10 protein-coding genes are annotated in these 15,190 nt (G+C 74.1%); 5 read left to right on the top strand and 5 right to left on the bottom strand.

Features of this window, described 5'->3' with window-relative positions:
• The first annotated feature begins 77 nt into the window (after window positions 1–77).
• From B124_RS00385 to B124_RS00365, 5 genes are all read left to right on the top strand, one after another.
• Entirely contained in the window at window positions 78–3,320 is a 3,243-nt protein-coding gene (locus B124_RS00385; protein WP_496500544.1) for a glycoside hydrolase family 38 N-terminal domain-containing protein, read from the top strand.
• Window positions 3,321–3,341: 21 nt separating this feature from the next.
• On the top strand, window positions 3,342–5,054 hold the full coding sequence (locus B124_RS00380) for a class I mannose-6-phosphate isomerase (RefSeq protein ID WP_496500543.1): 1,713 nt from the start codon (window positions 3,342–3,344) through the stop codon (window positions 5,052–5,054).
• Window positions 5,051–6,205: an ROK family protein gene (locus B124_RS00375; protein WP_496500542.1), complete on the top strand. Its 1,155-nt coding sequence runs from the start codon at window positions 5,051–5,053 to the stop codon at window positions 6,203–6,205. The genes B124_RS00380 and B124_RS00375 overlap by 4 nt, the downstream gene beginning before the upstream one ends.
• Window positions 6,202–7,275 carry a LacI family DNA-binding transcriptional regulator gene (locus B124_RS00370; RefSeq protein WP_496500541.1) on the top strand — a complete coding sequence of 358 codons (1,074 nt, stop codon included), beginning with the start codon at window positions 6,202–6,204 and terminating at the stop codon, window positions 7,273–7,275. The genes B124_RS00375 and B124_RS00370 overlap by 4 nt, the downstream gene beginning before the upstream one ends.
• Before the next feature lie 105 nt (window positions 7,276–7,380).
• Entirely contained in the window at window positions 7,381–8,181 is an 801-nt protein-coding gene (locus B124_RS00365) for an IclR family transcriptional regulator (protein WP_496500540.1), read from the top strand.
• Between the two features lie 144 nt (window positions 8,182–8,325).
• Here B124_RS00365 and B124_RS00360 read toward each other — a convergent pair whose 3' ends face one another.
• Genes B124_RS00360 through B124_RS00340 form a run of 5 tightly spaced genes read right to left on the bottom strand, consistent with a single transcriptional unit; the run spans window position 8,326 to window position 14,973 of the window.
• Window positions 8,326–10,794: a hypothetical protein gene (locus B124_RS00360; protein ID WP_496500539.1), complete on the bottom strand. Its 2,469-nt coding sequence runs from the start codon at window positions 10,792–10,794 to the stop codon at window positions 8,326–8,328.
• A gap of 2 nt (window positions 10,795–10,796) precedes the next feature.
• The gene (locus B124_RS00355; RefSeq protein ID WP_496500538.1) at window positions 10,797–12,110 is read right to left on the bottom strand and encodes an extracellular solute-binding protein; all 1,314 of its coding nucleotides are present in this window, start codon (window positions 12,108–12,110) and stop codon (window positions 10,797–10,799) included.
• Window positions 12,111–12,170: 60 nt separating this feature from the next.
• Window positions 12,171–13,109 (bottom strand): carbohydrate ABC transporter permease, encoded by a 939-nt coding sequence (locus B124_RS00350; RefSeq protein WP_496500537.1) that lies wholly within the window; start codon window positions 13,107–13,109, stop codon window positions 12,171–12,173.
• A complete protein-coding gene (locus B124_RS00345) occupies window positions 13,106–14,080 on the bottom strand; it encodes a carbohydrate ABC transporter permease (protein ID WP_496500536.1) in 975 nt (324 codons plus the stop codon). The genes B124_RS00350 and B124_RS00345 overlap by 4 nt, the downstream gene beginning before the upstream one ends.
• Window positions 14,077–14,973 carry an IclR family transcriptional regulator gene (locus B124_RS00340; protein WP_496500535.1) on the bottom strand — a complete coding sequence of 299 codons (897 nt, stop codon included), beginning with the start codon at window positions 14,971–14,973 and terminating at the stop codon, window positions 14,077–14,079. Before B124_RS00340 ends, B124_RS00345 begins: the two co-directional genes overlap by 4 nt.
• Between the last annotated feature and the right edge of the window lie 217 nt (window positions 14,974–15,190).

Here is a 15,190-nt window from a genome sequence, read left to right as displayed (position 1 = left end):
CTCGCCGACCGACCGACCCGCTGACACCCGCCCGCCTCACCGCCCGCACCGCCGCGGGAGAGTACGGAGACCACCGCATGACCACTCGGGCCCTCGTCCGCACCACCGACTGGGACAACGACCGCATCCGCGACAGCCTGCGCAGCAGCGTCGTCACCGCCGAAGGCACCCTCGCCGGCACCGCACTGCGCCTGACCCAGGAGCCGCTGCTCAAGCACGCCGAAGGCGGCGGGCTGCTGCAGAGCCTGCGCGTGGAGGCCGCCGGCGGCCAGCCCTTGCCCGCCGGCCTGCCCGACGGCCTGCCCGACTTCGTCGTACGGACCGAGTCCGGCACCGCGCTGCCCGCCGTCGCCGAACCGGGCCCCGGCAGGTCCGTACGCCTGCTGCTGCCCGCCGTCGACACCGCCCAGCGCGTCACCGTCGGCCTGCCCGACGGCGCCGCCGGGCAGCCCGACGCCGGCATCGAGCTGACGCTGACCCCGCAGCGGCAGTGGACCCTCCACCTCGTCCACCACTCCCACCTCGACATCGGCTACACCGACCCGCAGGGCCGCGTCCTCGCCGAGCATCTGTCGTTCCTCGACTCCTGCCTGGAGCTGACCCGCGCCACCGACGACTGGCCCGCCGAATCCCGGTTCCGCTGGTGCGTGGAGTCCCTGTGGTCGTTCCGGCAGTGGGCCGACGCGCGCCCCGCCGAGCAGGTCGAGGAGTTCGTCCGGCGCGTACGCGAGGGCCGCATCGAGCTGACCGCGATGCCGTTCAACCTGCACACCGAGACCTGCTCCACCGACGAGCTGCACGAACTCCTGCGGCTCGCCCACGAGGTGCGCGACGAGCACGGCGTCGAATTCACCTCCGCGATGCAGACCGACGTGCCCGGCTCCGTCGTCGGTCTCGTCGACGCCCTCGCCGCCGCCGGCGTGAAGTACCTCTCCGTGGCGCACAACTGGGCCGGCCGGTCCGTGCCCCACCTCGTCGGCGGCGAGAAGCTGCCCCGGCTCTTCCGCTGGCGCGCGCCCAGCGGCAACAGCGTCCTCGTCTGGGTCACCGACACGCCGCACGGCCTGGCCTACATGGAGGGCCCGCTGCTCGGCTTCGACACCGACTACGCCAGCGTGGACGACCTGCTGCCCGCCTACCTGACTTCGCTGGCCAGCAACCCGTACCCGTACCGCGGCGGCATCTTCGGCTGGGCCATGGACGCCGCCGACGTCAAGCGCGAGCCGTACCCGTGGGACATCCTGCACCTGCGCGTGCAGGGCAAGTTCGGCGACAACGCCCCGCCGCGGCGGATCATCGCCGACACCGTCCGCCGGTGGAACGAGACCTGGGCCTACCCGCGGCTTCGGCTCTCCCGCAACGAGGACTTCTTCACCGACGCCGAAGCCCGCCTCGCCGGCGAGATCCGCACCTTCGAGGGCGACTGGACCGACTGGTGGGTCGACGGCGTCGGCTCCGGTGCCCGCCCGCTGTCCCTGGCCCGCACCGCGCAGGCCACCGTCGCCGACGCCCAGACCCTCGGCACCTTCGCCGGCGTCCTGGGCGCCGCGGGCGCCGCCGACGACACCCGCGACTCCGCGCCCGTCTACGAGGCCGTGTCGCTCTTCGACGAGCACACCTGGGGCGCCGGCGACCCCTGGACCCATGGCGACCACGGCGGCCACAGCGGCGAGGAGCAGTGGCACTGGAAGTACGGCCAGGCGCTGCGCGCGTACGACGACGGCAACTCGCTGCTCGACCGGGGCCGCGCCCGCCTCGGCCAGCGGCTCGCGAGCGCGCCCGGCGCCGTGTCGTACCACGTCGTGAACACCTGCTCCTGGGCCCGCACCGACGTCGTACGGATCTTCCTGCCGGAGAGCAGCGTGCCGCTGGAGCAGCGCGTCGCCGTCCGCGACGCCCGCAGCGGCGAGCGGCTCGCGCACGAGGAGCAGGCGCAGGTCAACGACGACCACCGGGACGCCGGCCGGTTCCTGCTGGTCTGCGTCGCCGACGTGCCGCCCGCGGGATCCGTACGCCTCGACGTCGTCGCCGAAGGAGCCGGCGGTGCGGACGGCGGTGCCGAGGGCGGCGAGGGCGCCGTCCTGAAGGCCGCCACCGGCTGGAACCCCACCGGCGGCACCGAACGCGAGGACCCCGCCGAGACCGCCGCCGCCGCGCACGCCCAGACCGACCCGACCCTGCTTCAGAACGAGCACCTGGCGGTGCGCGTCGACCTCGCCCGCGCCTGCATCGCCTCCGTCGTCGACAAGTCCACCGGCCGCGAACTCGTCCGCGCTGACGCCGCCGCCGGCTTCAACGCCTACATCCACGACAGCTACACCACCGCCGGCGGCTTCAACCACAACTCCAGCCGCACCACCGCCTCCGACCGCCTGGAGCACCTGGGCAACCGCTCCGTCGCCCCGCCCGCCGCACTCATCGCCCGCACCTCCACCGCCACCGGCGAGTCCCTCACCTACGAGACCCGCCCCGCCGGCGCCAACCGGGTGCGTACGACGCTGACGCTGCCGCACGGCGCCGCCCGCCTCGACATCGACAACCGCGTCGACAAGGACGCCACCCTCGGCAAGGAGAGCGCCTACTTCGCGTTCCCCTTCGCCTTCGAGGCGCCCACCGTGCGCATGGAGGCCACCGGCGGCGCCACCGGCACCGGCCTGTCCGTCATCCCCGGCTCCGCGCAGCACATGCGGGCCGTACGCCGCTGGGTGACGCTCGCCGAGGACGGGCTCGCCGTCGCCTGGGCCACGCAGGACGCGCCGCTGGTGCAGTTCGGCAACATCGCCCTGCCGTACGCGCCGTTCCCGAAGACGATGGGCCACGACGAGCCCGCCACCGTCTTCTCCTGGATCCACAACAACCTCTGGGACACCAACTTCCCCGGCGAGCAGGGCTTCGAGTTCACCTTCCGCTACAGCCTCGCCTGCGGCCCCGCCGACGCCGCTGCCCCTGGCGCCCTCGGCGCCCGCACGGCCGCCGGACTCAGCCGCCCGCTGCACGCCGTACGGGCCCGCGCCCCGCACGCCGAAGGCGCCGAGGTCTCCGACGGGCTGGCGTTCGCCGAGGTCGGCGATTCGCGCGTACGGCTGGTGGGAGCGACCACGCCCGGCGGCGAAGCCGGCGAAGGCGCCGTGCTGCTGCGCCTGCAGTCCTTCGCCGAGGAACCCGTCGCCTGCCCCGTACGCGCCCTCTTCCCCGTCACCGGGGCCGGGCTCGCCGACTACCTCGGCCGCCCGGGAGACGAACTGCCGGTACGGGACGGAGAGGTCACCGTCGACCTCCCCGCCCTCGGCACGACCGCGGTGCTCTTCCGGCGCCGCTGAACCACATCCGAAGGAGACTGCGTGTACCGGCTCGACCCGCGCTACGCACCCGCCCCGCCGGCCGTCCTCACCACCGGCTGGCGGGCCGTGGCGGCACAACTCCCCCACGGCCCGGCGGTCGTGGCCGTCGAGGGACCCCCGTCCGCGGACTGGGACGCCCTCGCCGGCCGGCTCCGGCGCGAACTCACCGCCCGCGGCACGGCGGTGACCCTGCTCGACGTACGGCGCCGCTACGCGCCGCCCGACGAGATCAGACGCCGCACCGAGCGGCCCGAGGACGCCGCCGACCCGTACTACTGCAAGCTCGCCGAGAACCCCCTCGACGACCTCTTCGACACCCCGCCGCAGGCACCGCGCCCCGGCGCCGGGCTGCTGCTCGTCTACGGCCCCGGCGCCGCCGTGGTACCGCACGACCTGCTCTGGTACGCCGACGTGCCCAAGCGCTACGCCGAAGCAGCCGTCACCGCCGGCACCACCGGCGCCAACCTGGGCCTGCCCGGCGAAGCCCCCACCCACCGGCGGCTGTTCTACGCCGACTGGCCCATGCTCGACCGCCACCGCGACGCCCTGGCCCGCCGCCTCGACGGCTGGCTCGACGTCCAGGACCCCGACCGCCCCGCCCACCTCGACGGCGACGGCCTGCGCGCCACCCTCGCCGCGCTGGCCCGCCGGCCCGTCCGCACCCGCCCGTACTTCAACTCCACCCCCTGGGGCGGCCACTGGGCGCAGACCGAGCTGGGCTTCGCCCCCGGCGCACCCAACACCGCCCTCGGCTACGAGCTGATCGCCCCCGAGGCCGGCATCCTGATCGGCACCGGGCCGGACGCGCAGGCCGAGGTGCCGTTCCAGCTCATGTGCGTCCTCGCCCCCGAGGACGTGCTCGGCGCCGAGGTGCACGCCCGCTTCGGCACCTCGTTCCCGATCCGCTTCGACTACCTCGACACCGTCGGCGGCGGCAACCTCTCGGTGCACTGCCACCCGCGGGACGCCTACATGCGCGAGCGGTTCGGCTGGCCGTACACCCAGCACGAGACGTACTACATGACGCTCGGCAGCGCCGGGACCAAGGTGTACCTCGGGCTGCGCGAGGATGCCGACACCGGGCAGTTCCGCAAGGAGATCGAGAAGGCGGTCACCGAAGCGGTGCCCATGGACCCCGAGGACCACGTGCTGGCCTTTCCCGGGGAGCAGGGGCAGCTCTTCATGATCCCCGCCGGCACGCCGCACGCCAGCGGCGCCGGCAACCTCGTCCTGGAGATCAGCGCCACCCCCTACCTCTACAGCCTCCGCTTCTACGACTGGCTGCGGCCCGGCGCCGACGGCAGGCCGCGGCCCATGCCGTACGAACACGGGCTGGCGAACCTCGACACCGGGCGCCGCGGCGAGGCCGTGGCCAGGGACCTGGTCCAGGCGCCGCGCGAGCTGCGCTCGGGACCCGGCTGGCGTGAGGAACTGCTCGGCGCGCTCGACGAGATGTTCTACGAAGTCAGGAGGTACACGCTCGACGAAGGCGCCGAGGCCGGCGACGACACCGAAGGCCGCTTCCACGTCCTGAACGTGGCCGGGGGACAGGGCGTGACCCTGCACACCGCGGCCGGCGGCACCCACGAGCTGTCGTACGCCGAGACGCTGACTGTGCCCGCGGCCGTCGGCGGCTACCGGCTCGTGGCCGCCGCGGGCGGCGGGCCCGTGCGGGTCGTCAAGGCCCTCGTCAGGAAGGCCGCCGAGCGTTGATCCCCGTCCTGGAGATCGGCGGCACGCACGTCACCGCCGCGCTGGTCTCCCCGCGGACCGCCGCCGTGGCCACCCGCGTGCGCCGCCCGCTGGACGCGCAGGCCCGCGCCGGGGACATCCTCGGCGCGGTCCTACGCTGCGCGCGCGCCCTGCCGGCGGCACCGGCGGGGGCGCGGTGGGGCGTGGCGGTGCCCGGCCCGTTCGACTACGCGACGGGCATCGCGCTCTTCGCGGGCGTCGGCAAGTTCGAGTCGCTGTACGGGGTGGACGTGCGGGCGGCGCTCCTCGGCGGGCTGCCGGGGAGCCCGTCGGGAGTCACCTTCCGCAACGACGCGCACGCCTTCCTGGCCGGCGAGTGGACCGCGGGCGCCGCCCGCGGCCACACCCGCGCGGTCGGCATCACCCTCGGCACCGGCGTCGGCTCGGCGTTCCTCGCGGACGGCGCGCTGCGCACGACGGGCCCGGGGGTGCCGCCGGAGGGGCGCATGGACCTGGCCAGGATCGGCGGCAGGCCGCTGGAGGAGGCGGTCTCGCGCCGGGCGATCCTCGCCCGGTACCCGGCCGCCGCGGGCGCCGGCGGCGGGACGGTGTCCGGGGGAACCGGCTCCGGGGGAGGACCGGGCTTCGCGAGCGGGTCCGGGCCGGCGGGGGAGCACGGCGGGCCGCCGGGAGAGCCCGGCGGCGAAGCCGCGGGCGCCTCCGGCCGGCCGCGCCGCCGGGAGGGAGCGGACGGCGCGATCGCCTCCGTCGGCGCGGAAGCCGCCGTCGACGTGCGGGAGATCGCCGAGCGGGCGCGGGCGGGGGAGGAGCGGGCACGCCGGGTGCTCGACGCGGCGTTCCACGCGCTCGGCGCCGAACTGGGCCCGCGGCTCGCGGCGTTCGGCGCCACCGCGCTGGTCGTCGGCGGCTCCATGGCCGAGTCCTGGGACCTTCTCGCCCCACCCCTGACCGACGCCCTGGCCGCCGGAGGCTGGCCCCCGGCGGCCGGGGCCGCGGTGCCCGGCGCCCGCGCAGAAGGGGACCCGGGCCTGCCGGAACCGGGGCGCTCGGCGGCCTGTGGCCACCGGGCCGGAGGCCGGCTGGTACGCGCCCTCCTCGGCGAGGACGCCGCGCTCATCGGCGCCGCCGAGGCCGCCGGAGGCGCCGCATGACGGCCGGTCCCGCCGGCGGAGCCGCCCCGCGGGAGGCGCAGCCCACGCTCCGCGACGTCGCAGAACGTGCCGAGGTCAGCGCCATGACCGTCTCCCGCGTCCTGCGTGACGACCCCCGGGTGCTGCCCGCCACCGCCGCCCGCGTCCGCGCCGCCGTCGCCGAACTCGGCTACCGGCGCAACGAGGTCGCCCGCAGCCTCCGCCTCGGCAGCGGCACCGGGCTGGTCGGCCTCGTCGTCACCAACCTCGCCAACCCCTTCTACTCCCGCCTCGCCCTCGGCGTCGACGCCGTCGTGGCCCGGCACGGCCTGAAAGCCGTCATCGGCAACACCGGCCAGGACCCCGACGCCGAACGCCGCCTCGTCGAAGACCTCGTCGCCCGCCGCGTCGACGGCATCGTCGCCGTCCCCGCCGGCGGCGACCAGCGGCACCTGGCCGCCGCCGCGGCCGAGGGCGTGCCGGTCGTGCTGGCCAGCAGGCCGCCCGCCGGGTTCGCCGCCGACCACGTCCTCGTCGACGACTACGGCGGGGCCCGCGCGGCGACCGGGCAACTGCTCGCCGCCGGGCACCGCCGCATCGGCTTCCTCGGCACCCCGCCCGCCGTCTACACCGGCACCGAGCGGCTCCGCGGCTACGCCGCCGCCCTGGCCGATGCCGGGCTGCCCGTGGACGACACGTACGTACGGCAGGGGCAGCAGCAGACCGCCGAGGCCGCCCGCGCCGCCGCCGGGCTGCTCGCCCTGCCCGCGCCGCCGACCGCGCTGTTCTGCGCCAACAACCGCAACACCATCGGCGCCTTCCGCGCCATCCGCGAGGCCGGCACCGCCACCGCACTCGCCGGCTTCGACGACTTCGAGATGGCCGACACCCTGGGCCTGCCGCTCACCCTCGTCGCGTACGACACCGACGAACTCGGCCGCGAGGCCGGCCGGCTGCTCCTCGCCCGGCTCCGCGAACGCGCCGGCCCCGGCGGGGGAACCGGAACCGGCGCGGACACGGCAGCGGCGCCGCGGCAGCGCCGCACCATGATCCCGACGACGCTCGTCGCCTACGGCACCCATGACCGGTAACGGGTTCCGCGTACCCGGGCCCCCGCACCCATGTAACATCCGCTATCTGGATGAGCCATCTTCCCGCCAGGGGAACGGGGGCCGGGACCGGAAACGGAGGTCGCGATGGCGGCAACGGGAGGCACCGCGTCGGGCACGCAGAGCGTGGAGCGCGCCCTGTCGCTGCTGTCGTACTTCACCGACGAACAGCCCGAACGCCGCATCGCCGAGCTGGTCGAGCTGAGCGGCCTCGGCCAGTCCACCGTCTCCCGGCTGGTCGCCGCCCTGGAGTCGCTGGGCTACCTCGTCCGCGACGAGCGCAGCGGCCTGCACCGCATCGGCCCCAAGGTCGTCGAACTCGCCGGCGTCGCCCTCAACCAGTCCACCGTCCACCGCGCCGCCCGCCAGGTCGCCCAGAACCTCGCCCACGAACTCGGCCTCGGCGCCAACGTCGCCGAGCGCCACGGCGACCGCATGTTCTACCTCTGCCACTTCGAAGGCCCCCTCGCGCCGCGGACCTTCACCCTCACCGGCCGCTTTGCGCCGCTGCACGCCACCGCCATGGGCAAGGCGCTGCTCTCCGGGCTGACGGAGGACGAGGTCCGCGTCGTCATGGGCCCTGACTACCCCGCGTACACCCGCAAGACCCTCACCGGCCTCGCCGGACTGCTCGACGCGCTGGCGCAGACCCGGGCCCGCGGCTACGCCACCGAGGTCGAGGAACTGGCGCTGGGCCGCGCCTGCCTCGCCGCGCCGGTCCGCGACCGCTCCGGCGCGGTCGTCGCCGCGCTGTCCGTCTCCGGCTCGCTGTCCGCCATGGACCTGGCGGCCCGCCAGGACACGCTCGCCGCCAGGACCGTCGAGTACGCCGACCAGATCTCCACCGGCCTCGGCTTCCTCGCCCACGCCCGCCCCGCCGCGCTCTGAATCCGCCCGGCGCCGCATGCCCGTTCCGCACCCCCGCCGGCCGAGAGTGAGCCCGGTCCCGGGGTTGCGGTCCCCGGGACCGGGCTCGGGCGGGCGTCGGCCGAACCCTCGACGGCGACGACCGCCCGCTTCACCCGCGGAGGCTCACGCCCTCCCGCCCACCAGCCGGTAGTCGTGGCCCGCGCGCAGCGGGAACTCGACCGCACCGGTGACGGGGTCCACGGAGAAGTCGACCGCGCGGGAGGCGGTCGTGTCCAGCACCTTCAGCGACTTCGCGGACCAGCCGGCGTTCGCGTTCACGATCCGGGACGTGCGCTTCCCGTCATCGTAGCTGTACACCGAACCCCGCGTCACCGGGAATACCTGCGCCCGGAGCCGGTCCGACGAGCCCGCCTCCACGCGGCGCACCAGCACGCCCTTCCCGCCCACGAACGCCGGCACGTCGCCCCGGGCCACCTCGTGGTCCGTGAGCGTCACCGGGCCCTCGTGCCGCTCACCGGTGTTGACGTCGATCCACGTCCCGGCCGGCAGGTACACGTCCCGCCCCGTCGCCGTCGCGAAGTCCGACCCCCACACCGGCGCGGCGAGCAGCGACTCGCCGAGCATCCACTCGTACCGCCGGGTCGACTCGTCGACCAGCCCGTACGTCCGCTCGTCGGCCGGGTACGCCAGGTGCAGCGGCGTCATCGCGTACGGAAAGCCGGAGGCGTGGCCGTCGAGGACCGCGTCGTAGAGGTACGGGTGCAGGGAGTCGTGCCACAGCGCCAGCTTCTTGGCGTCCGCGGCGATGTCGTCCCCGAACCGCCACGGCCCCTGGCCGAAGCCGAGCACCGGGGTGAGCGCGTTGAACTGCACGTTGCGGGCGAAGTACGCGCGGTACGCCGGGTCGGTCGGCTCCGCCTTGCCCGGGGTGCCGCCGACGAAGTCCGGGTAGAGGTTGCCGTGGCCGCTTGCGGCGGTGTTCAGCAGGTTCACCGGCATCCGGTCCGGGTCCTCGTGGTACACCGCGCCGGTGCCGTAGATCGTGTCGTTGATCCGGGCCCAGTCACCGGGCAGCGAATAGGCCGTGTTGCGCACCATCACCGCGTCCCCGGCGTCGTGCAGCGCCTTCAGCAGCGCGTTCCAGTTGCCGTCGCGCCACAGGTCGGGGGTGTAGAGCATGGTGTCCTCCTTCCAGCCGTCCACGCCCCACTTGCGGGTCTGCGCCACGTACCAGTCCACGGCCTTGGGATTCCGGCCGTCCAGTACGTACGACGTGCCGGAGGGGAACTGCGCCCTGGTGACCTTCACCGGCTTGCCGTCCGCGTCGGCGAGCAGATAGCCGCGGCTGCGGGCCTCCTCCATGAACCCGGCGTCGGTGACCGGGTTGTGGTTGCCCCCGTCGTCCCGCCCGGCCTTGAAGTTGTTGCGCGCGCCGAGGAGGAGCGCCACGTCGTTGCTCGCGAAGAGCCGCTTCAGCGCCTCCGGGTCCGGGTAGCGGGGGTTGGGCAGCCCGTCGTCGCGGCCCTCCTCGGCGGTGTCGTCCCACATCCCGAAGGAGTTCGTGGTGCCCTCCGCCGGGTTGCCGCGCTCCCCCGGCCAGAAGCCGGAGCCGACCACGCCCCAGCCCAGCGGGTAGCCGCGGTCGAGGAAGTCCCGCACCGTGGTCTCCACCGACGACTGGTACGTGTTCCAGCCCAGTGCCCCGTACGCCTCCCAGCCCAGTTCGAACATCTGCGGCCGCGGCCGCACGTCCGCGTAGCCCGCGGCGTGCCGGGCACGGCGGTAGTCGGCGTAGAGCTGCTTGACGTCCGTGCCGAGGAAGTAGTGCAGCCCGTCGACGCCGTCGGCGCCCGCCACCCCCAGCCGGTTCTCGGCCTCCGTCAGCCCGACGCGCTTCTGCCCCTCGGCGAACAGCACTTCGGCGAAGCTCTGCCGGGGAAAGACCGCGAAGGTCGAGACGAAACGCTTGCAGGAGCCCTGGTTGGTGACGTTGTCCAGGACCAGCCCCGTCAGCTCCGCCCGCGGGCGCGCCTCCACCTTGCCGCTGCACGGCGTGCCGGTCTCCGGCCGGCCGTCCCCGAACGAGCCGTGGTCGCCGAGCCCGTACGCCGGACCGACGTGCCCCGTGCGCAGGTCGACGGTGCTCGACGCGGGCACCCCGGTCACCGCCACGCCCACCGAGCGGGCCTGCGGACGCAGCACGACGCGCACCGAACCGCCGTCGGCGAGCCGCACGTCCAGCACCGCTGCCGACCGGCCCGCCGAGACGAGCCGGGCCGACTCCGCGTCCGCGAACTCCGTGTCCCCCGGGCCCTTCACCCGCAGCCCGGACGCGGCGTGCGGCGGCGCCACGGCCGTGCCGTCGCGCCGCTCGAAGCCGTAGCGGAAGCCGTCCTTCGCGATCGTCATCCGGTACGTCCCGCCCGTGACGACCAGGTCGCGCCCCCGGTCGGAGACGCGGTACCCCGCCGGGCTCCCCGCGGAACCCGCCACCCCCGGGACCCCCGCCCCCCGCTCCGCGGGCGCCGGCTGCGCCGCCTGCGCGGGCGGCAGCAGCGCCGGGAGCAGCGCGAGCGGCAGCGCCGGCAGCAGCGTTCGGCGCACCGCGCGCGCTCTGACACCTCTGCGCACGCTCACTCCTCGATCAGGCGGGCGATGTCGTCACCGGCCGTCCTCATCGCGTCCTTCGCCGAGGAGTCGCCGACCAGCACCGCCTGCACCTGCTTGGCCACCGCCTCCTCGATCTGCGCGTTGTTCGCGTACGTCCAGAACGGCCCGGGCGTCGCCGTCGCGGTGATCTTCTCCGTCCACTCGGTGGTGAACTCGTCCGACGCCACCTCCGGGGCCGCGAGCCCCTCCGACGTCGTCGGCGGCAGCGCCAGCTTCCCGAAGTAGTCGACGACCGTGGCCTGGTCGGAGGTGGTGTGCACGGCGAAGTCCGTCGCCGCCGACGAGCCCTCGCCCTTGGTCACCACGATGACGTGCCCCCACAGCAGCGCCTGCGGGTCGTCGCCCTTCTTCAGCACCGGCCGCGGCACCGCCACCATCGCCTCCGCCAGCGACTCGTCCGACGCCTCCGCCAGCGTCGCGCCCTTGCCGACCAGCGCGTCGTCGTAGAAGCCCACCTTCCCCTGCGCGAACAGGGCGCGGGCGTCGAACCTGTCCACCGCCTTGGCGATCAGCTTCTCGTCGTAGAGCTTCTTGAACCACTCCACCGCGTCCACCGACGCGTCGTCGCCGATCGCCACCTCGCCGTCCTCGACGATCGGGCAGCCGAAGGTCTGCATCCACGGGAAGATGTCCTTGAGCTGCTCCACCTTCGTCGCCGCCGCGTACGGCGTCACGCCGCCGCCCAGGTCCTTCAGCGCCCGCAGCGCGTCCTCGAACTCCGCGACCGTGCCCGGCAGCCGGCGTATCCCCGCCTCGTCCAGCAGCCGCTGGTTGCCGATCAGCCCGATGGAGCCCGTCGTCCACGGCAGCCCGTACTGCACCCCCTCGTACTGCCCGCTCGCCAGTGCCACGTCCGTGTAGCCCGCCCCGGCCGCCGCGTCCCCCAGGTCCAGCAGCGAACCCATCTGCGCCACCGCCGCCAGCCACGCGATGTCCAACTGCACCGCGCCGCTGATCTCCCCGCCGCTCAGCTTCAGCGTCAGCTGCTTCAGGTACTCGTTGTACGGATACTCCGTCGTGGACACCTCCACCTTCCCGGCCTTCTCCCAGTCCGAGATGATCCCCTCCACGACCGGCTTGCTCGCCTCCTCGTTCAGCGACCAGGAGGTGAAGCCGAACTTCTTCGCGTCCGCGTCGCCGCCGTCTCCCGAGCCGCCCCCGGAGGGGGCGCAGGCGGCCAGGGCGCCGGGAACGGCGAGTCCCAGGGTGCCCAGGCCCAGCAGCCTGAGGGTGTCGCGGCGTGGCAGTGCGTGACGGGGTAGTGCGTGGCGGGACATGCCGACTCCTTGGAGGTTGGGAAGCGTGGCGGGGTACGGGACCGGGCGCGGCGGCGCCGGTCAGCTCTTGACGGCTCCGGCGGTCAGCCCTCCGACGAGGTACCGCTGCAGGAGCATGAACGCGGCGACCACCGGCACCGAGACGATCAGCGACGCCGCCATCAGCGCCGGCCAGGCCGTCTGGAACTCGCCGAGGTACGTGTTCACCAGGCCCGGCGGCAGCGTCATCGTGTCGTCGCCGGAGAGCGTCAGCGCGAAGATGAAGTCGTTCCAGCCGCGGACGAACGCGAACAGCCCGGCCGCGATCATCCCGGGCGCCGCCAGCGGCGCGACGATGCTGTGCAGGGTGCGCCACCGGGACGCGCCGTCGATGGCGGCGGCCTCCAGCAGCGCGTCCGGGACCGTGTCGAAGATGCCCTTCAGCATCCACACGCACAGCGGCATCGTGAACGTGGTGAAGGACAGGATCAGCGCCGTGTACGTGCCGAGCAGGTCGAACTGGCGGAACACCGCGTACAGCGTGATCAGCAGCAGCGCCTGCGGGAACATCTGCGAGGCGAGCACGAAGTTCATCAGCGACTTGCGGCCGCGGTAGCGGAACTTGGAGAACGAGTAGCCCATGTACGTCGAGACCACGACGCTCAGCAGCGCGGTCAGGCCGGCGACGATCACGCTGTTGACCATGTAGTCGAAGAGCTTGTCGTTCTCCGCGAAGGCCCGGAAGTGCGCGAACGTGATCTCGGTCGGGAAGAACCGCGGCGGGAAGCGGAACGCCTGCCCCGGCGGGCTGAGCGCGGTGACCAGCATCCAGTACATCGGCAGCAGGCCGAAGAGCCCGATGACGCCGACCGCGGCCCACCCGGCGACGGACGAGCGGACCTGGTCGGGGCGGCGGCGCGGTCTGCGGGCGGCCGGGCCGCGCCCGGCGGTCCGGCCGGCGCCGGCGGGCGCGGCCTCGGGCGAGGCGCCGCCGGCGGCGGTGGCCTGGGCGGTGGTCACGAGTGCTTGTCCTCCCGCTCGGAGGCCCTGAGGTACACGCCGACGAGCACCAGGAGCAGCAGCATCCACAACCCGCCGAGCGCGGCCGCGTGGCCGAGGTCGAAGCCCTTGAAGGCGTCCTGGTAGACGGCGACCGCGAAGGTCTCCGTGGCACCGGCGGGGCCGCCGCCGGTGAGGACGTAGATGGTGTCGAAGTGCTGGAAGTTCCAGATGAACTCCAGCAGGATCACGATCGCCGCGACGCCCCGCACCCCCGGCCAGGTGACGGCGCGGAACCGGCGCACGGCCCCCGCCCCGTCCACGGCCGCGGCCTCGTGCAGTTCGCGCGGCACGGTCTGCAGACCGGCCAGCATCATGACCATCATCCACGGGAAGCTCGCCCAGGTCTTGGTGACGATCACCGCGACCATCGCCGTCGTCGGCTCGCCGAGCCACGAGACGCTCTCGTCGATGAAGCCCAGTTCCAGCAACGCCCCGTTGAGGACCCCGTAGTTCGCATTGAAGATCCACATCCAGAGGAAGGACACCACGACCCCGGGGATCACCCAGGGGAAGAGGAACAGGCCGCGCAGGAACCCGCTGCCCTTGAGCCCGGTGTTCAGCGCCAGCGCGAGCGCGAAGCCGACGGCGAACGGCGCCGCGGTGGCCCCGACGGTGAACACGAGCGTGTTCTCCAGCACCGGCCAGAAGTCGCGGTCGAGTACGTCGGCGTAGTTGTCCAGGCCGACGAACGTACGCCCCGGCAGCCGCAGATCCTGGTCGAAGAAGCCGGTGACGAGCGAGGCGACGAGCGGGTAGAACACGATCGCCGCGAAGAGCGCCAGGCCCGGCACGGTGAGGAGGAAGGCGAAGGCGCCGTTCGACAGCCGCTGCCCCTCGCGCTTCGACGCCCTGCGGGCGGGGGCCGGCGCGGGGGAGGCCGCGGACGGCACCGGGGCCGCCTGCTTCGGGGAGGCGGACGGGGGCGTCACGGCCGGCTCCCCTCGGGTGCGCGCGGGTGGCCCTGCCGGCCCTGGCCCCGGCCGTCCGCCCCTCCGGGGCCGTTCCCGTTCCCGTCTGCGTGGCCGGTCTGGGCGGGCGGTGCGGCGCGCGGGCCGACGTAGCCGAGGCCGACGCTCACCGAGTCGGCGGCCTCGACGGCGGCACGGGACAGCTCCTCCTCGCGCCGGTCGAGCGCGACGGTGGACAGCGGCCCGGAGATGGAGATGGCGGCGACGATGTGGCCGGAGCGGTCCCGGACCGGCGCGGCCACGCAGGAGCGGCCGTGTGCCAGCTCCTCGACCTCGGTGGCGTAGCCGCGGCGGGCGACGGCCTCCAACTCGGCGTCGAGCGCGGCGTGCGAGGTGAGAGTGGTCTGGGTGAAGGCCGTCAGCCCGGCCTCGGGCAGCAGGTCGCGGCGGCGCTGCGGAGCCAGGCCCAGCAGCAGGCACTTGCCGAGCCCGGTGGCGTGCAGCGGCTTGCGCTGGCCGGTGAGCACGGTGGACCTCGGGGCCAGCCTGCCTTCGAAGTTGAGCAGGTAGAACAGCGCGGCGCCGTGCCGGATGGCGACGTTGGCGCCGAGGCCGAGGCGGGCGGCGAGCTCCTGGGCGAGCTGGCGCGCCTCGCGGTGGACGGGGTGGTGGTTGACGGCGACGCCGCCGAGGGTGATGGGGGCGGTGCCGAGGCGGTACAGCCCGCTGACGGCGTCACGTTCGACGTAGTCGAGTGACTCCAGCGTGGCCAGGAGCCGGGAGGTGGTCGAGGTGCCGAGGCCGGTGATGCGTACGACGTCGGAGACCCGCAGCTCCGGGTGGCCGTTCTGGAAGACCGCGAGCACGGCCACCGCACGCTCCACGCTCTGGTTGTTGCCCTGATCCGATGCCATCCGCGACTCCAGTGAATCTTGTTTGCAACATGCGGGATCGTTGCCCACATATTGCGACGGCGTCAACCCTTGTGACCGTGCTTCTGCAGCAACGGCCCGGATCGGGAGTGGAGATGGCACCCGGTTTTCTCGTGCGGCGGGGGTTGACGACCGTGCAGCATGTGGACACTCTTCCTGCATTACGGATGTCAGTTGCAATGTTGGGAGCGTGTCATCG

This window comes from Streptomyces sp. CNP082 (genome assembly GCF_059570535.1).
The sequence above is the reverse complement of the archived record's forward strand: the minus strand, read 5'-3'. Positions and strand labels throughout refer to the sequence as shown.